Here is a 17,915-nt window from a genome sequence, read left to right as displayed (position 1 = left end):
TTATATTTATTTCGCTACCTATAAAAATTAACGTTTTAAAATTTTAATATCAATTGTATTAATAAAAATTTAGAAAAAATAATTTACTCATTTTTAGACAAATAGTTTCCCGGATTTTTTTTGAATTCTTCCTTACAATGTGAACTGCAAAAACCATATAATTTACCTTGATAATTTAAGGTATCTTTTAAATTTTCATGGGTAGACATACTACATACAGGATCTACTTCATTCACAACTTTTACATTGGAGAGTATTTCTTCTTTGCTAGTATTTTTATTATTCTTAAGCTCACAAGAAGTCATCCACGTCATTACAATTATATTGAGTGCGATAAATTTTATATTTTTTTTCATTAGTTAGGAATTTTAAATGTGATGTTTTAAGTTGAACTCCATAATCGAGCTAAATTTATGAAATTTTCTACGGATAATTGTTCGGCGCGTAGATTTAAAAATTCATGGGATTCAAGATGTTGAGGAATGTTTAAAACTTTTAATGCATTTTTCAGTGTTTTCCGTCTTTGATTAAAACCTGCCTTTACTAACTTAAAAAAGAATTTATCATCTATACCCTCAATTTTATCTCTATATCGTTTTAAGCGTATAACTGCCGATTTAACTTTGGGAGGTGGTGTAAATACATTTTCATGAACAGTAAATAGGTAGTCTACGTTATAATATGCTTGGGTTAGAACGGATAATATACCATAAATTTTATTTCCTTTTTGAGCGGCAATTCTTTCTGCTACTTCTTTTTGAAACATTCCAACCATTTCAGGTATTTTATGTTTATTTTCTAAAATCTTAAAAACAATTTGTGAAGAAATGTTGTAGGGAAAATTACCAATTACAGCAAAATTATCTGAAAATAATTCCTCAAATTCTAACTTAAGAAAATCACCTACGATATTGTTTTCCAGTTGAGGATAATTTATTTTTAAATAATCTACAGATTCCTTATCAATTTCAGCAACATATACTTTCACCTGTTTTTGAAGTAAAAACTGAGTCAGAACTCCCATACCCGGACCAACTTCCAACACTAAGTCATACGGATGATAGCTTAATGAATCTACTATTTTTGAGGCGATGTTCTGATCATTTAGAAAATGTTGCCCTAAATGCTTTTTAGGTTTAACTTTCAATTGTATCTTTATTTTAACAATAATTTATATCCAAAATTACACTAAAATAAATGAAGTTTTTATATTTTAGCGAATATTTAATAAAAATATGGCCAATAAAACAGACAAGCTAAATAAGGGAAGATTGCGTTCTTCTAACATTACTGTAGTCATCAGTATTTCTCTAGTCTTATTTTTAATTGGAATCATTGGCATGATTGTAATTAATGCCAATTCTTATATTGATTATTTGAAAGAACAAATGGTGATTGAAGTTTTCTTTAAAAACGACAGAAATAAAAATAATCTAATAAAAAATGAAAAAGCCCAACTAAATTATCTTGACAGTATACAAGTAAATCCCTACGTAAAAAAGGCTAAGTATATATCTAAAGAACAAGCAACTTATACCGCAAAAAAAGATTTAGGAGTTGACTCTCAATCTCTTTTCGAAGAAGATATATTTCCGGCTTCCATTACTATCGCTTTAAAACCGGAATATACTGATTCCGTACATATTGAAACTATAAAAAAACAAATTCAAAAAAATGTTTTAGTTGATGAGGTAAAATCCGACAGTAATTTATTGACTCAGATGAATAAAGGAGTTCGAAAAATTACCTTAGGTATTTCCATACTTGCCGGTATAATCTTATTAATTGCCATTTCATTAATTAATAATTCCATTCGATTGAAAATTTACGCTAAAAGATTTATAATCAAAACCATGCAATTAGTGGGTGCAAAGCGTTTTTTCATTATGAAACCCTTTTTAATTCAATCGGTAATTTTAGGAGCCATAGGATCTGCAATAGCCTTAGTTCTTTTATTCGCCGTAAATTATATGCTTATCCGTTATAATATTCTTCCGCCAATTGTAGATTATTCTAACCATATTATCTTGTCTTTATTTATTTTGCTTATTGGAATTTTGATTACAACGGTTAGTACATGGTTTGCAACTTGGAGATATTTAAAACTTAAAATTGATGATCTATATTATTCATAATTCTTAAATTGGCTGAAAATTTAATTTTATGAAAGATCAACCATCAAAAAATATATATTCTGAATCTGATAAACCTTTTTTATTTGGAAAAAGAAATTATACATTTATGTTTATCGGTTTGGGTTTAATTGCTCTAGGTCTTATTTTGATGACAGGACCGGATGCGAATACTGTTAATGGAGTTTATGATAAGAATAACTGGAACGAAGATATTTTTAGTTTCAGAAGAATTCGACTGGCCCCAATTCTTATTGTTCTTGGGTTTTTAGTGGAAATTTATTCAATCATGACTTATTCTAATCCAAAAAAGAACTCTAAATGAATACGTTAGAAGCGATCATTATTGCTATTGTTGAAGGTCTTACAGAATATTTACCTGTTTCCTCCACTGCCCATATGATTTTTACCAGTTCCATTTTAGGAATACAAGAAAATAACTTTGTAAAAATGTTTGAATATTGTATTCAACTGGGCGCAATCTTAGCAGTTGTTGTTTTATATTGGAAAAAATTTTTCGATTTTAAAAGATTAAATTTTTATTCGAAATTAATATGTGCTGTAATTCCTGCTTTAATTTTAGGTAAATTATTTAATGAGAAAATTGATGCTATTTTAGAAAAACCCATTCCTATTGCCATCGTTTTAGTTGTTGGCGGATTTATACTTCTGTTTGTAGATCGTTTTTTTAAAAATCCTACTATACTTAAAGAAGAGGATATTTCAATTAAACATGCTGTAATTATAGGTTTTTGGCAATGTTTAGCAATGATGCCGGGTACCAGCCGATCTGCAGCCTCAATTATTGGCGGAATGCAACAAAAATTAAGCAGGGAGGTTGCCGCTGAATTTTCTTTTTTTCTGGCAGTTCCAACTATGCTGGCGGTTACCGTATATTCTCTTACATTAAAAACATGGGAAGAAAATGGAATCAGCATGAAAGGGTATGAACTATTGGCTTCAAATAGTAATCAAATGTGGCTATTTATTTTAGGAAACCTTGTTGCCTTTGTAGTAGCAATTTTTGCTATTAAATTTTTTGTTGGAGTGATTAAAAAATACGGATTTAAAATTTGGGGCTGGTACAGAATTATTATAGGTTCTTTATTATTGATATATTTTATTTACTTCCAAAAAGCTTAAAATTTTGAGTTTTATTTATTAAATATTTACTTACAATTTAAAAAAGTTGAATTTAAGATTTTATGTTTATTTAAATACTATATAGTTCTACTACTTCGCATTAATATTTAACTGTTTTTATTTTTCTATATTTTAATAGTAAATTAAATATTTTGTTTGGGATAAACACAATTGCTTATTTTAGTTTAAATTTATACCTTATTAAAAACCAAATTATATAATCTTCAAAAATTACCTGAAGTTCGATATTCTCAATAATCACACTTTATTATTATTTATTTTTCAGTTAAGGAATGTAATTTGCAATCATAAATTTAACAGATGTTATATATTTTTAGAGTTTATAAATATCTTATAATATAATAAACTATATACAAGATAAAGCTTAAAAAATACTTTTTAATTAATATTATCATAAATTTACCAAAAACTAATAATAATGTCAATACACTCGGAATTTAAAAAGATAACTACTGAAACTTTCAAAAAAATGAAAGTTTCGGGAGAAAAAATATCTATGTTAACTGCTTATGATTACACTATGGCAAGTCTTGCAGATGAAGCCGGAATAGATGCTATTTTAGTTGGCGATTCTGCAGCTAATGTAATGGCAGGATATGAAACCACGTTGCCTATAACGTTGGATCAAATGATTTATCATGCCCAATGTGTATCAAGAGGAATTAAAAGAGCTTTATTAGTTGTAGATTTACCTTTCGGTACCTACCAATCCGATCCTTTACAAGCTTATCATTCTGCCGTTCGAATTATGAAAGAAACCGGTGCTTCCGCAATAAAAATGGAGGGAGGAATTGAAATAAAAGATTCTATAGTAGCCATTGTTAAAGCCGGTATTCCCGTTATGGGACATCTAGGTTTAACTCCTCAATCTATTCATCAATTTGGGTCTTTCAAGTTAAGAGCGAAAGAAGATGCCGAAGCGGATAAACTAATTTCCGACGCTAAATTATTAGAGGAAATAGGGTGTTTTTCACTAGTATTAGAAAAAATACCGGCTCAATTAGCAGAAAAGGTAACCAATGAATTAGATATTATTACTATTGGTATCGGTGCAGGAAATGTTACAGATGGTCAAGTTTTAGTTATTCATGATTTACTAGGCTTAAATAAAAATTTCAAACCTAAATTTGCCAGAAAATATTTACATCTGCATGAACAAATTGTTGAAGCCGTTTCAAATTATGTTCAAGATGTAAAAAGCCAAGAATTTCCAAGTAAAGAAGAAAGCTTTTAAATTTTTCACCTATTTAAGGATATAAAATTTTAGTTTCTTAAATTATTGGAATTATTTTTTTAAAAATATGCTTACTGATAATCAAATACTTTTTGAAGATAATCATATCATCATTATAAACAAAAAAGCCGGTCAGCTCGTTCAAGGAGACAAGACCGGTGATATTTCATTATTAGATGAGGTAAAATCTTATATTAAGCAAAAGTATTCCAAACCCGGAAATGTTTTTGCCGGACTTGTTCATCGCATTGATCGTCCTACTTCCGGCATTGTTATATTTGCAAAAACCAGTAAAGCCCTTACTCGATTGACGGAAATGATCAAGAAAAGAGAAATTAAAAAAACATATTGGGCAGTAGTAAAAAAAAATGAAATTCCTGAAACACAAAAGTTAGTTCACTATTTAAAGAAGAATGAAAAGAATAATAAGGCAATTATTTTTAATACATCGAGTGCTCAAAGCGGTTCCAAAGAGGCCATTCTAACTTATAAAATAATAAAAAAATCTGACCATTACCTATTATTGGAAATCGATTTGGAAACAGGAAGACATCATCAAATACGAGCACAACTCAGTGCAATTAAATGTCCAATCAAAGGAGATCTAAAATACGGTGCTGATCGTTCCAACTCTGATGGCAGCATTCATCTATTAGCCAGAAAAATTGAATTTATTCATCCGATTAAGAAGGAAAAGATTGTACTGGAGGCTCCTGTTCCGGAAAATGATAATTTATGGAAAAGCTTTGAAAATTAGAGTTTTTTAAAATATAAATATACAGTACTCATATTGTAAAATCCTGAAAATATATACGCTAAACCGGTTGCCATTGCTGCTCCTGCTATTCCATAGTGAGGAATCAAAAATATTCCTACAATTAGCTGAATCATAATAGCTCCTACGGAAGCATAAATATTCTTTCTTAGTAACCCTAATGCTGCTGAAATATTTCCAAAAGGAATCAATACGAGTAAAGAAAAAACCGAAGCAATCATAAGAATATAAAAGGCCGTATTTGCCTGATAATTACTTCCAAATAATAAATTAATTATAAAATCTCCAAATAAAAAAAATACCGATATAAACACACTTCCCAAACCAAAAAAAATTATAAAATAATTTTTCATATAGGTTTGAAAATACTTTTTGTTGTTAAAGTTCTTTACAAATTTAGGATAATCTGTTACTATAAACATTTGAGCAATAAAGAATAAATTAAAAGGAATGATAGATGAAATTCTATATTCTGCAATACTAACTGCCGAAAGAAAATATCCTACCATAAAAGTATCTATCGATGAAATAGAAGTATGTAAAAAATTAGCTACGGAACTACCTATTGAATACTTCCAAAATTCTTTTTTAGATACGGGAAGTTTCGTATTTTCTTTAGACTTACTATATTTCTTAAGGAAGCAATATAAAAAAATACATGAAATGGATAATGAAACAACATATCCATAAACTCCAAATATAAAGCTAAACAATAAAGAAACTACTAATGTGCTAACATTAAAGATCATATCCGTCATTGCATATCCATAATTATTATCACGTATTTGAAAATCTATGCGTATTTGATAAAAAAAGGAAAGACTGACGAAACGTAAGCTTAATAGTAATGAAATTATTATTAGATAGTTATATTTTGTAGCAAACAACAGGCAAATAATAAGAAATAAAAATATGGTGATACTATTGAGCTTATTGCCTACTTTAAAATTATAAATACTTAATTTATCCTTTTCCTTATTGTCGGAAAATAATGAGCCGTAACGAAGTAATGCATTTTGACTTCCCATATTTATAAAGGGCATAAGAAAAGATAAAATGGACAAGGCTAATGTAACCGATCCAAATTCCTCTTTGGTAAGAATTCTAACTATAAAAAACGAATTACTTACCATAGCCAATTTACTTACTACTTGAGATATAGCAATATATCCTCCTTTATTTTTTTGGAATTCAAGTAAAAAAGATGATAAACTTTTTATCATTGGTAGTATCTATTTAGTGTATTTGAGCATAACATTCATATATATTTGATCCATTTTTTTGGCTATACTTTTTATACTAAAATGCTTATCAGAAAATTGATGCATAACATCAGCTTCAGCAAATTCTACTTTACCCGTAATACATTTTTCCATTGCTTCATACAATTGATCCTCATTACCTTTTTCTATAAGAATCCCAAAATTTTCAGGAAACAACTCAGAAATTCCTCCTACATTAGTCGAAATTACCGGTAAACCGCACGAAAAAGCTTCATTAATTACACACGGTTGACTTTCAGTATTACTAAACATGACTAATAGATCCGCATTCTTCATTTTATCCGAAACCTCAACTTCAGATAAAGAGTTAAAAGTAAAAATGTATTCTTCCAGCTTATTATTTTTTATAAATTCTTTTATATGAGTATTATCTCCATCCCCTCCTATTTGAAGTGTAAATCTATATCCTGAATCTGCTAATCTTTTAGCTACATTTAAAATACCTGTAATATTCTTGTATTCATTGTTTAAATTCGAAATATGAAGAAATTCATTTTTTTTCGTTTTTATATCTAATGGTTTAAAAATTTCCGTATTTACCACATTTGGAACTATATTAAATTTCCCCTTAATTCCTTTATTTTTCATGTTTAACTCCAAATCTTTAGTTACGGGTATCAGGCAACTTGCTTTAGAACAAATCAGTTTCATTAGTAGATAATAAAGTTTGAAAGACAGACTAGAATTGTTTGTGAGCCAACGCGACCAGTGTTCTGTAACGACATAATTTAAGTTCTTCTTCATCTTAAAATAATAAGCAAGAATAGCATAATAATGTAAGACATGAATATGAAGTAAATCTACTTTTTCTATTATCCCTAAACCTTTTATATAGGCTTGACATTTTTTTACGTAATTAATAAGTTTATAAGAACTTCCTTTATAGTAAATTTTTAAAATAAATAAATTTTGTTCTTTATCCGTAGTAATTTCAAATTCATTTTTTAACCGTTCATCTCTTTCAACATAAAGAATACTTACCTTATGTATTGTTGCAACCGCTTGAGCATGTCGTAAGATAAAATTACCATTTTTAGGATTTTTTTTGGAAGGAAACCAATAAGGTAAAAAAAGAATATGTAATTTTTGTCGCATCAGTAAAAGAGAACAAACTACAAATATATTATTTTTATCCAGATAATTAATTTATTATTTTTGTTAATTAAAATGACTCAACGAAAAAAAGTATTAGTTTCTGTAATTAATAATATAGCTACGGATCAAAGAGTAGAAAAGGTTTGCAATTCTTTATATAAAAATGGTTACGAAATTTCAATTATCGGTACTAATTTATATGGAAAGCCCCCATTAAATAGACCCTATTCTTTTCACCGATTCCATCTTATCTTTCAAAGAAAATTTTTATTATTTGCGGAATTTAATTTTAAATTATTCTGGAAACTATTATTTCAATCCGATAAACACACCATATTATTAGCTAACGATCTGGATTCTCTTTTGCCTAATTATTTAGTTTCAAAATTTAGAAAAATTCCTTTAGTCTTTGATAGTCATGAAATATACTCAGAGCTGCCGTCCGTACAAGGAAGATATGCACAAAAATTTTGGAGAATACTGGAAAAATATCTTATACCCAAAATTGAATATTTTTATACCGTTAGTGAAGGTTATGCAGATTTTTTTGAAGAAAGATACAGCAATCGCCCTATTATAATTAAAAATGTTCCAATCATCGCTACTGTATCCGACAAGAATAAAGATATTCATACTAAATTACCTAAAACCCCATGTAATAAGAAAATTATAGTATACCAAGGAGCCATTAATTACTGCAGAGGTATTGATAAAATGATAGAAGCCATGAAATATATTGAAAATGCACAATTATGGATTATTGGTAATGGCCCATTAAAAAACACATTCGAAAATTTATGCAAAGAATTACGTTTAGATCATAAAATTTATTTCTTAGGAGAAATTTCACCCGAACAACTAAAATTAATAACTCCTAAAGCTGAGTTAGGGATAAGTCTGGAAGAAGACGGGGGCCTAAGTTATCGTTATGCTCTCCCCAATAAAATATTTGATTATGTTTATGCTAAAATACCCGTTCTAGGAACGTATCTCCCGGAAATAAAAAATATGATAAATGAAAATCAAATTGGTGAAGTTATTACCAATCATTCAGCGATTGAAATTTCAGAAAAAATAAAATTATTACTTTCTAGAGGAAAAAAACATTATGAAAATAACTTGGAAAAAACTTCAATAAAATACAATTGGGAAGCACAGGAATCAACCTTGTTAAATATTTTCAATCAGGCGAGTAAATAACACAAATACCCTATTTTGTATAATTGAAAAATTTTTAAATCAGCATTTTCGGACAATAAATTCTTTTTCATTAAACCACGATTTTTTTTAAATAAGTAGGTAACGAATTTAACGCCGTTCACTTTTTTTATTTGAAAATATACTTTTGCAAGTCTGATTTTTTTACATAGTATTTCATCATGTTGTATTAAACTTGATAAATTTTTAATAGCTTCTTCCGTTTTGTTTAAAAATATATGGTTCGATTCAATTCCCTCATGATAAACAGGATTTTCTATTAATTCAAGTTTAATAGTATTTGCTTCTAAGGTTAACCCAAACATTGTATCTTCATATCCATAATTGCGTTCTAAAACAGGAAAAGGAATGGAAGGAAAAATACTTTTTCTAATCATTATATTAGCTGTTTTTAAATAGAGATAATTTGAGTTACCAGAATTTTTTTTTAGAGAAGTTTCTTCATAAGTAACTCCGTATTTCCAACGTAAAGACTTCTGAATAGTTTGTTCCAAATTCCTCCTATATAATATAGTCCCGCTTAAAACATGGCTTTCACAATGAATAGATGAAACAAAAGTTTTAAGATACGATGAAGTAGCCGGCATAACATCGGAATCCATGAATATTAACCATTCATAGTTAGCTTTTTGTGCTAAAAAATTACGGGCTTTAGCTCTTCCTAAATTTTCTTCGGAAATGATATAAGTAAGATTGTTTTTTGCACAAAATAATTGATTACTTTTAGTGACTTCATGATTGACAGAGGCATCATCAAGAAAAAGTACCTCATAGGGTACGTTTAATTCTGATCCTTGTTTTACCAATTCTTTACCTAAATTTATAATAGAATAATCATAAACCGGAACAAGAATTGAAATCATAGAAGATTAAATATTATAATTTCAATTAATATAATTTAAATAAAAAGATCATTGGAATCACCATGATAAATCTTTCCATTTTCACATTTAATAGTTTTTGCAGGAAAGTTCTTAATCATCGAATAATCATGAGTAGCCATTAATATGGTACAATTATTTTGTTGTGCAATGCCTTTAAGTAACAGCATAATCTCATTAGAAGTTTCAGGATCCAAGTTTCCGGTCGGCTCATCTGCCAAAATTAAGGACGGATGATTTAATAAAGCTCTTGCGATAGCTACCCGTTGCTGTTCACCTCCGGAAAGTTCATGCGGCATTTTATGTTTTTTTGTTGCCATTCCAACACTTTGTAAAACCTCCTCAATCCTTTCATTGATGGCATACGCGTCTTTCCATCCGGTCGCTTTTAAAACAAACAATAAATTCTTTTCTACACTCCTATCCGTTAATAATTGAAAATCTTGAAATACAATACCTAACTTCCTTCTTAATGTAGGAATTTCACTATCTTTCAAGGAAACCAAATCAATATCAACTACTTTACCCTGTCCCTCAAGCAAAGGAATGTCTCCATATAAAATTTTTAACAATGAGCTTTTTCCACTACCTGTTTTACCAATAAGATAATAAAATTCACCCTTTTCTAAGCTCATGTTAACATGACTTAGAACTAAAAAGTTTTTTTGATAAATATTAGCATTTCTTAAGTACAAAATAGGCTCACTCATTAGTAAAAGTTGTATAAGTATTTATAAAAGAGAATTAATTTTCACAAAAATAACAATTTAAAATATATTGCTTATTTTACTTCATTTTAAAGTTTTGTTAAAAATAGCTTATATGACTATTTTTAACTATTTTTGATTGAGAATTAATTTTTAATAATGAAAAATTTAATATTATTTATTGCAACTGCGCTGCTGCCTTTTACCGGAGTATTTGCTCAAAAACATGCAATTAATGAAGAGTACATGGATAAGAAAGTAAGACCGCAAGACGATTTTTATAACTATGTTAACGGAAATTGGATGAAAACTACTCAAATTCCTCCTGACCGTTCCAGATGGGGTAGCTTTGACCAATTACGTGAATTTACAGATTCTGTATCACTTACGATTCTAAAAAAATCAAATAATAAAAATTATCCTAAAGGTTCTGAAGGACAAAAAATTAAAGATTTGTTTAGTTCATTCATGGATATGGATGCTAGAAACAAACAAGGCATAGCTCCTATTCAACCTTATTTAAAAAAAGTGGACCGAGTTAAAAACCTCACGGACTTACAAAATTTACTTATCGAATTCACTCCGTTAGAAATGAATCCTTTTTATGAATACAGCGTTCAATCCGATTTAAATAACAGCAATAAAAATGCGGTATATTTAGGAGATGTAAGTTTAGGTTTGGGAAGAGATTATTATCAAAAAAATGATGAAAAATCCTTAAAAACATTACAGGATTATACAATCTATTTATCAAAATTATTAAAGGTAATCGGACACAAACAACCGGATAAAACCGCTTCTGCTATTGTTGCTTTCGAGAAACAATTAGCTTCTAATCTCTTAACGGTAGAGCAAATTAGAAACGCACAACTTCAAAATAATCCTTATTCATTTACAAGTTTATCCGAATTATCCAAAAATATAAATTTAACGGATTATTTGACAAAACTGGGAGTACGTGTAGATACAGTTATTATTCCCGAAAAAAAATATTTTGAAAACCTAGATAATAATCTTACTCCACAAAACCTTTCATTAGTAAAAGATTATATAAAAATAAATATTGTAAGATCTGCTGCCAATAGCTTAACCAAGGAATTGGATGATATAGACTTTGATTTTTATAATAAAACATTGGGAGGGCAATCAGAGCAAAGATCAATGGAAAAACGCGCTCTTACAAGTATCAATTCTTTAGTTGGTGAAGCATTTGGTAAACTTTACGTAGCTGAAGTATTTCCTGAAGAAGCTAAGAGAAACGCTAATGAATTGATTGAATATCTAAAAAAATCTTTTGCCATCCATATTAATAATTTAACTTGGATGTCACATCCTACCAAACAAAAAGCCTTAGATAAGCTAAACAAGTTTACGGTTAAGATTGGATATCCGGATAAATGGAAAGACTATTCTAAGCTAGAAATAAAATCTGTAAAAGAAGGTGGATCTTATTTTCAAAATAAATTAAATGCTATTGTATTTAATTACGAGAGAGATAAAGACAAAATAGGTAAACCGGTTGATAAAACCGAATGGCTGATGTCTCCTCAAACAGTAAATGCCTATTATAATCCTTCTTATAATGAAATTGTATTTCCGGCAGCTATTTTACAGCCTCCATTTTATGATTATAAAGCAGATGCAGCAATAAATTTTGGTGGAATCGGAGCCGTAATCGGCCATGAAATATCTCACGGATTTGATGATAGCGGTTCTCAATTTGATGGAGATGGAAATTTAAAAGATTGGTGGACACCTGAGGATAAAGAAAAATTTGAGAAAGCTACTCAAGCACTTGAAAAACAATATAACTCTTATGAACCCATTCCGGGTCTACATATAAACGGAAAATTAACATTAGGTGAAAATATAGCAGATTTAGGCGGAGTTGCCATTGCTTATGATGCCTTACAAATTTATTTAAAAGAAAAAGGTAATCCCGGTAAAATTGATAATTTTACACCGCAACAAAGATATTTTATATCTTGGGCAACCATATGGAGAACCAAATCCAAGGAAGAAGCTTTAGTTAACCAAATTAAAACAGATCCACATGCTCCGGGTTATTATAGAGCGATTGCGCCTCTAGAAAATGTTGAAGGCTTTTATAAAGCATTTAATGTACAAAAAGGAGATAAAATGTTTAAACCTAAAAAAGAAAGAATTATTATTTGGTAATTATGGATCTAAAAGAACTTTTGAAAAAAAGCTCGGCAACCCTTCTGGATGTAAGAGAAAAAGAAGAATTAATTAAAGAAGGAAAAGTAGAAGGAGCTATTTTAATTCCTATGAATGAGATACCATCTAAAATAGAAGAAATTCGTAACTTTTCTACCCCACTTATAGTATTTTGCAGATCAGGAATACGATCCGAAAAAATAGTTAACTACCTCAAAAAAGAAGGATTTAATGATATATATAATGGCGGTGGATTTAAAGAAATTAATCAATTGTTAAATTCCTAATTTATCCTGAATTTATACTTTGGCAAAATATTTGAGATAACGCTTTAAAAGTTAAAAAAGGCTTATAAAAGCTTAAAAATTTAATTTAATATAATATATGAAAAATTTAATTAAAATTAGTATTACCAGTTTATTCTTATTATTTTTAGGTACTACATTTCAAAGTTGTAATTCTACCAAAAATGTTGCACAAAAAGTGGATGATAAAGAATTACAAATTAAACTAAGAGGTACATGGTATCTAACTTCTATAGACGGTACGTTGGCAACAAATTCATTTAAAGGAGAAATTCCTACTTTAAATTTTGACTTTGATAAAAACAGAACCAATGGTAATGCAGGATGCAATCAATATAACGGTTCATTTGCTCTAATTGGTAATGTATATAATCCTAGTCCAATGGTTTCAACCCTTATGGCTTGTCCTGAATACAACCAAGAGCCTAGATTTTTAGAATTAATGGGTAAAAGAAGTACCTTAGTATTTACCAATTACACTTTACAATTTGTTCAAGATGGTAAAGTAGTACTTGAATTTGCTCCGTTAACAAAATAAGTAAATACTAGTAAGATACAGCAAACTATATAAATAAGAGTGTATTTTTCACAAAAGCACTCTTATTTTCTTTACATCTAAAAAAAAGTTATATATTTGCTGCTCAATACATAATAATCATTAAAATAATATTGGCATGTATCTAACATCAGATGTAAAAAAAGAAATTTTCGCTAAACACGGTAAAGATGAAAAAAATACCGGTAGCGCTGAAGGACAGGTAGCTTTGTTTACCTTTAGAATTAACCATTTAACACAGCATCTTAAAAGAAATCATAAAGATTTCAATACTGAAAGAGCTTTAGTGGCATTAGTGGGAAAAAGAAAAAAATTACTTGATTATCTAAAGAAAAAAGATATCAACAGATATAGAGCAATTATTGCAGAATTAGGTATTCGTAAGTAAAAGAAATTATAAAGAGGCAATTTATCAATTGCCTCTTTTATTATCTTTTGAAAAAAGCACGAAAAGAAAAAAGTTTAATTTAATAAGTTATTCATTTTATATATTTTAACACACTGAGCACTGAATTCCATTAATCTTCATTATTTTAATGGACTTGAGTGTTCTCTGGTGTTTTCCTATTTAAGATAAGTAACTAAATATTTTATCAACACTACCTTTTCTTTTTGCTTTATTATATATTTATTAACAAATTTTTTATTTTTATGGAGATTCCAAAAGCAATTACAGAAAAAATTGTCTTGGATGATGGAAGAGAAATCATCTTAGAAACCGGAAAACTTGCTAAACAAGCAGATGGCTCTGTGGTAGTTACATGTGGTGGAACCATGTTATTAGCAACAGTAGTGGCTGCTAAAGAGGCTAATCCCGGAGTAGATTTTCTACCTCTTACAGTGGATTACAGAGATAAATTCTCAGCCGGAGGACGTATTCCGGGTGGATTTATGAAAAGAGAGGGAAGACCAACGGATGAGGAAATACTAACCATGCGATTGGTAGACCGTGTTCTACGCCCTTTATTTCCCGACGACTTTCATGCCGAAATACAGGTAATGATTCAACTTATTTCGTACGATGGCTCCATACTTCCGGATTCATTAGCAGGACTAGCGGCTTCAGCAGCTATAAGCATCACTGATATTCCTTTTAACGGACCAATTTCTGAAGTTCGAATTATTCGCCATAACGGAAAGTACATCATTAATCCGAGCCTTGCTCAAATGGATGAAGGATTTGATCTTGATATAATGGTGGGTGCTTCCAAAGATTCAATTGTTATGATTGAAGGAGAAATGAGTGAAATTTCTGAAAAAGATATGATCGATGCAATTTCAGTAGCTCATGAAGCCATTAAAAAACAAATTGATGCTGAAGAAAGATTAGCTGCTAAGGTTGGAAAATCTCAACCTAAAAGGGAATATTGCCATGAAACTCATGATGAAGAATTAAGAAGTGCTATTACAGAATTTTCCTATCAAAAAATTTATGATATAGCCAAAACACCTTCTGAAAAACATGAGAGAAGCGAAAAATTTGATGCTGTTTTAGAAGAATTTTTATCAAGATACACTGAAGAAGAATTAGAAGAAAAAAAATCTTTAGCCGCTACTTATTTTCATGATGTACAAAAAGACGCTGTTAGACAACTTATATTAAATGAAGGAATTCGTTTAGACGGTAGAGACACAAAAACTATCAGACCTATTTGGTGTGAAGTTAATTACCTTCCGGGGTCTCACGGATCAGCCATTTTTACACGCGGTGAAACTCAATCATTGACTACTGTTACCCTAGGTTCTTCATTGGATGCTAATCGAGTGGACAATGTAATATCTCAACATGAAGAAAAATTCTATTTACATTATAATTTCCCGCCGTTTTCAACCGGTGAGGTTAGACCGGTAAGAGGGGTTTCTCGTAGAGAAATAGGTCATGGTAATTTAGCTCAAAGAGCCTTAAAATATGTTATTCCAAAAGATTCTCCTTATACTATACGTGTTGTTTCCGACATTTTAGAATCTAACGGTTCTTCTTCAATGGCAACTGTTTGCGCAGGAACATTAGCATTAATGGATGCGGGTATTAAAATAAAGAAACCTGTATCCGGTATAGCCATGGGGTTAATCACTGATAAGGAATCAGGCAAATGGAGCGTTCTCTCTGATATACTTGGAGATGAAGACCATTTAGGAGATATGGACTTTAAAGTAACCGGTACTGCCGACGGTATTACCGCTTGCCAAATGGATATTAAAATTCAAGGGTTATCTTTTGAAATTATGGAAAAAGCTTTGAATCAAGCTAAGGAAGGACGTTTACATATTTTAGGTAAAATATTGGAAACCATCTCCGCTCCTAATGATCATTTGAAACCCAATGCACCTAAATTGGTATCTTTGGAAATTCCTAAAGACTTTATTGGCGCTGTTATCGGACCTGGTGGAAAAATCATTCAACAACTTCAAAAAGATACAGACACTGTAATTACGATTGAAGAAAGTAATGATGTAGGAAAAGTTGAAATATCGGGAGTTGATCAAGCCAAAATTGATGAAGCAATTGAAAAAATTAAACAAATAGCTTTCGTTCCTGAAGTTGGAGCTACTTACAAAGCTAAAGTGGTTTCAATAAAACCTTTTGGAGCATTTGTTGAGATTTCTAAAGGTGTTGAAGGATTGGTTCATATTTCCGAGTTAGAATGGAGACGTTTGGAAAAAGTTGAAGATTCCGTTAAGCTTGGAGATATCATCGAAGTGAAATATTTAGGTGTAGACGATAAGAAAAAGATTAAACTTTCAAGAAAAGTCTTATTACCCAAACCTGAAAAAAAGGATTCTGAAAGTAAAAAATAATACTTTATAATAAAAAGGTTGAAAATAATTTCAACCTTTTTTTATTTAGTTCATTGAATGAAATATATTTTATAAAAATCAGATTTTACCTACTTTTTTACGCATAGTAGTAAAGCGTTTATTTTCAACTACTTATTATTTCAATAAAATATTTAAAACTATAGTATTACCAAAAAACTGAAATAATCCGACTAGTTCGCATCTTAACTATATATCTTGAAACTTATAATTAAAGTATAAGATATTTAGTAATTGCAATACTTATAATTATAATAATTTATATTTTTATATTTTAGTTTCTTTTTCATGAAAGAATATAGGCCCATATTTATAAGTTTACTTAAATTTTTCTCTGTTTATTTAATTTTAACAGCACTCTATTATTGGTATCTTACTTATTATCAAAATGAGCTGGCGACCTGTGATATTTATACTTTTGATGTTGCTAAACAATCGTCTTGTTTACTCCAATGGATTGGCATTACTAGCCGGGCGATTCATGTAGATCATGAAAATTACATGCGTTTTTATATCAATAATAAATTTGTCAGCATTGTAAATGAAGGTTGCAATGCTTTATCGGTAATTATTCTTTACCTATCGTTTATAATAGCTTTTGCTAATTCTTTCAAAAAAAGCTGTATTTATCTGGTTATCACTATCTTATTTATATACTTAATAAACATTGTAAGGATAAGTTTTATTAATTATATATTTTATTATTATCCGCGATATGGAAAATTCAGCCATGACTATTTATTTCCATCAATTATATACGGATTGATCATTATTTTATGGATTGTATGGATTAAATATTTCATATTTAAAAAGAAATAAAAATATGAAAAAAACAGGTAAAATTATTGGAATTCTACTAAGCATACTTGCTTTAATTTTGGTACGAAAATTTGAAACCACTTTGTTTTATGATCCTCTACTCTCATTTTTTAAACAAAAAGATTTTAATCATCAAATTCCCCCTGAATTTAATCTCATAAAACTTACGACGTCTCTTATCTTTCGATACGGATTAAATTCTATTATAACGCTTGTGATTATATATTTATGGTACAATGATAAAAAAATAACGAAAGTATGCTCCTATATTTTAGGTATTGGATTCCTTATTTTTATATCCCTTTATTTATTTTCCTTACTAACCAATTTTAGTTTGGGTTACATGCCAACATTTTATATAAGAAGAGTTTTAATTCAGCCTATATTTTTACTGCTACTCATACCCGCAATATATTATTATAAGAATTTACCCACTAATTCCCGCTAGGAGTATCGTTATTGGTTGTTGTTTCTTGATTTTGTAGCTTGTTTCTCATAACTTCTCTTTCGGCTTCTCTAGCTTTTCTCTTTATACTTTGCGTTTTACTGCTATAACCGCCAATAGCACCTAATATGAGACCTATTCCGGAACCGGCCAATAAACCAATAACTAATGTAATTGTTAAAAAGGGTTCTTTTGATCCATTACATTGAATGTACCCTAAGGCTATTCCCAGGATTAAAAATAGAATACCAATAATTATTGAACTTTTCATTATTATAATATATTTTAGATAATAAATTTATGAAA

At 29.4% G+C, this 17,915-nt stretch carries 20 protein-coding genes; 13 read left to right on the top strand and 7 right to left on the bottom strand.

Features of this window, described 5'->3' with window-relative positions:
- Positions 1-83 precede the first annotated feature (83 nt).
- A complete protein-coding gene (locus GYM72_RS01080; protein ID WP_255571523.1) occupies positions 84-356 on the bottom strand; it encodes a YHS domain-containing protein in 273 nt (90 codons plus the stop codon).
- A 26-nt stretch (positions 357-382) separates the two neighbouring features.
- Positions 383-1,147, bottom strand: a complete 765-nt coding sequence (gene rsmA, locus GYM72_RS01075; protein ID WP_220264401.1) for a 16S rRNA (adenine(1518)-N(6)/adenine(1519)-N(6))-dimethyltransferase RsmA — start codon at positions 1,145-1,147, stop codon at positions 383-385.
- An 88-nt stretch (positions 1,148-1,235) separates the two neighbouring features.
- On the opposite strand from rsmA, the gene GYM72_RS01070 reads away from it, so the two are divergent.
- The 5 genes from GYM72_RS01070 (at position 1,236) to GYM72_RS01050 (ending at position 5,287) form a co-directional block, all read left to right on the top strand.
- Entirely contained in the window at positions 1,236-2,135 is a 900-nt protein-coding gene (locus GYM72_RS01070) for an ABC transporter permease (protein WP_220264400.1), read from the top strand.
- Between the two features lie 28 nt (positions 2,136-2,163).
- Positions 2,164-2,457: a DUF3098 domain-containing protein gene (locus GYM72_RS01065; protein ID WP_105297124.1), complete on the top strand. Its 294-nt coding sequence runs from the start codon at positions 2,164-2,166 to the stop codon at positions 2,455-2,457.
- The gene (locus GYM72_RS01060) at positions 2,454-3,275 is read left to right on the top strand and encodes an undecaprenyl-diphosphate phosphatase (protein ID WP_220264399.1); all 822 of its coding nucleotides are present in this window, start codon (positions 2,454-2,456) and stop codon (positions 3,273-3,275) included. The genes GYM72_RS01065 and GYM72_RS01060 overlap by 4 nt, the downstream gene beginning before the upstream one ends.
- A gap of 439 nt (positions 3,276-3,714) precedes the next feature.
- A complete protein-coding gene (gene panB / locus GYM72_RS01055; RefSeq protein ID WP_220264398.1) occupies positions 3,715-4,530 on the top strand; it encodes a 3-methyl-2-oxobutanoate hydroxymethyltransferase in 816 nt (271 codons plus the stop codon).
- Positions 4,531-4,597: 67 nt separating this feature from the next.
- Positions 4,598-5,287 carry an RluA family pseudouridine synthase gene (locus GYM72_RS01050; RefSeq protein ID WP_220264397.1) on the top strand — a complete coding sequence of 230 codons (690 nt, stop codon included), beginning with the start codon at positions 4,598-4,600 and terminating at the stop codon, positions 5,285-5,287.
- Here GYM72_RS01050 and GYM72_RS01045 read toward each other — a convergent pair.
- On the bottom strand, positions 5,284-6,528 hold the full coding sequence (locus GYM72_RS01045; protein ID WP_220264396.1) for an oligosaccharide flippase family protein: 1,245 nt from the start codon (positions 6,526-6,528) through the stop codon (positions 5,284-5,286). The two genes, GYM72_RS01050 and GYM72_RS01045, sit on opposite strands and share 4 nt — an antisense overlap.
- A gap of 9 nt (positions 6,529-6,537) precedes the next feature.
- Complete coding sequence (locus GYM72_RS01040; RefSeq protein ID WP_220264395.1) at positions 6,538-7,683, bottom strand: glycosyltransferase; 1,146 nt, start codon at positions 7,681-7,683, stop codon at positions 6,538-6,540.
- Between the two features lie 72 nt (positions 7,684-7,755).
- On the opposite strand from GYM72_RS01040, the gene GYM72_RS01035 reads away from it, so the two are divergent.
- Positions 7,756-8,883 (top strand): glycosyltransferase, encoded by a 1,128-nt coding sequence (locus GYM72_RS01035; protein ID WP_220264394.1) that lies wholly within the window; start codon positions 7,756-7,758, stop codon positions 8,881-8,883.
- Here the strand turns inward: GYM72_RS01035 and GYM72_RS01030 are convergent.
- Both GYM72_RS01030 and GYM72_RS01025 read right to left on the bottom strand, forming a co-directional pair.
- Positions 8,868-9,764, bottom strand: coding sequence for a glycosyltransferase family 2 protein (locus tag GYM72_RS01030; protein ID WP_220264393.1), 897 nt, complete (start codon positions 9,762-9,764; stop codon positions 8,868-8,870). The genes GYM72_RS01035 and GYM72_RS01030 overlap by 16 nt on opposite strands.
- A 35-nt stretch (positions 9,765-9,799) precedes the next feature.
- Positions 9,800-10,492, bottom strand: a complete 693-nt coding sequence (locus GYM72_RS01025; RefSeq protein WP_105297116.1) for a cell division ATP-binding protein FtsE — start codon at positions 10,490-10,492, stop codon at positions 9,800-9,802.
- 156 nt (positions 10,493-10,648) lie between these two features.
- Here GYM72_RS01025 and GYM72_RS01020 point away from each other — a divergent pair, with 156 nt between their 5' ends.
- The 7 genes from GYM72_RS01020 to GYM72_RS09965 all read left to right on the top strand — a co-directional run bounded on the left by GYM72_RS01020 (position 10,649) and on the right by GYM72_RS09965 (position 17,612).
- Positions 10,649-12,667 carry a M13 family metallopeptidase gene (locus GYM72_RS01020; RefSeq protein ID WP_220264392.1) on the top strand — a complete coding sequence of 673 codons (2,019 nt, stop codon included), beginning with the start codon at positions 10,649-10,651 and terminating at the stop codon, positions 12,665-12,667.
- A gap of 2 nt (positions 12,668-12,669) precedes the next feature.
- Complete coding sequence (locus GYM72_RS01015; RefSeq protein ID WP_160542430.1) at positions 12,670-12,954, top strand: rhodanese-like domain-containing protein; 285 nt, start codon at positions 12,670-12,672, stop codon at positions 12,952-12,954.
- A gap of 97 nt (positions 12,955-13,051) precedes the next feature.
- On the top strand, positions 13,052-13,510 hold the full coding sequence (locus GYM72_RS01010; RefSeq protein WP_105297113.1) for an META domain-containing protein: 459 nt from the start codon (positions 13,052-13,054) through the stop codon (positions 13,508-13,510).
- 136 nt (positions 13,511-13,646) lie between these two features.
- Positions 13,647-13,916 (top strand): 30S ribosomal protein S15, encoded by a 270-nt coding sequence (gene rpsO / locus GYM72_RS01005; RefSeq protein WP_105297112.1) that lies wholly within the window; start codon positions 13,647-13,649, stop codon positions 13,914-13,916.
- A 263-nt stretch (positions 13,917-14,179) separates the two neighbouring features.
- Complete coding sequence (gene pnp, locus GYM72_RS01000; RefSeq protein WP_105297111.1) at positions 14,180-16,327, top strand: polyribonucleotide nucleotidyltransferase; 2,148 nt, start codon at positions 14,180-14,182, stop codon at positions 16,325-16,327.
- A gap of 306 nt (positions 16,328-16,633) precedes the next feature.
- Positions 16,634-17,164, top strand: coding sequence for an exosortase family protein XrtF (xrtF, locus tag GYM72_RS00995; protein ID WP_220264391.1), 531 nt, complete (start codon positions 16,634-16,636; stop codon positions 17,162-17,164).
- A 4-nt stretch (positions 17,165-17,168) separates the two neighbouring features.
- A complete protein-coding gene (locus tag GYM72_RS09965) occupies positions 17,169-17,612 on the top strand; it encodes an exosortase F system-associated protein (protein ID WP_220264390.1) in 444 nt (147 codons plus the stop codon).
- Here GYM72_RS09965 and GYM72_RS00985 read toward each other — a convergent pair.
- Positions 17,599-17,880 (bottom strand): hypothetical protein, encoded by a 282-nt coding sequence (locus tag GYM72_RS00985; protein ID WP_160565903.1) that lies wholly within the window; start codon positions 17,878-17,880, stop codon positions 17,599-17,601. The genes GYM72_RS09965 and GYM72_RS00985 overlap by 14 nt on opposite strands.
- Positions 17,881-17,915 lie beyond the last annotated feature (35 nt).

The sequence above is a fragment of the Apibacter sp. ESL0404 genome (assembly GCF_019469245.1).
GTDB lineage: Bacteria > Bacteroidota > Bacteroidia > Flavobacteriales > Weeksellaceae > Apibacter.
This window is presented reverse-complemented; position numbering and strand designations above follow the sequence as displayed.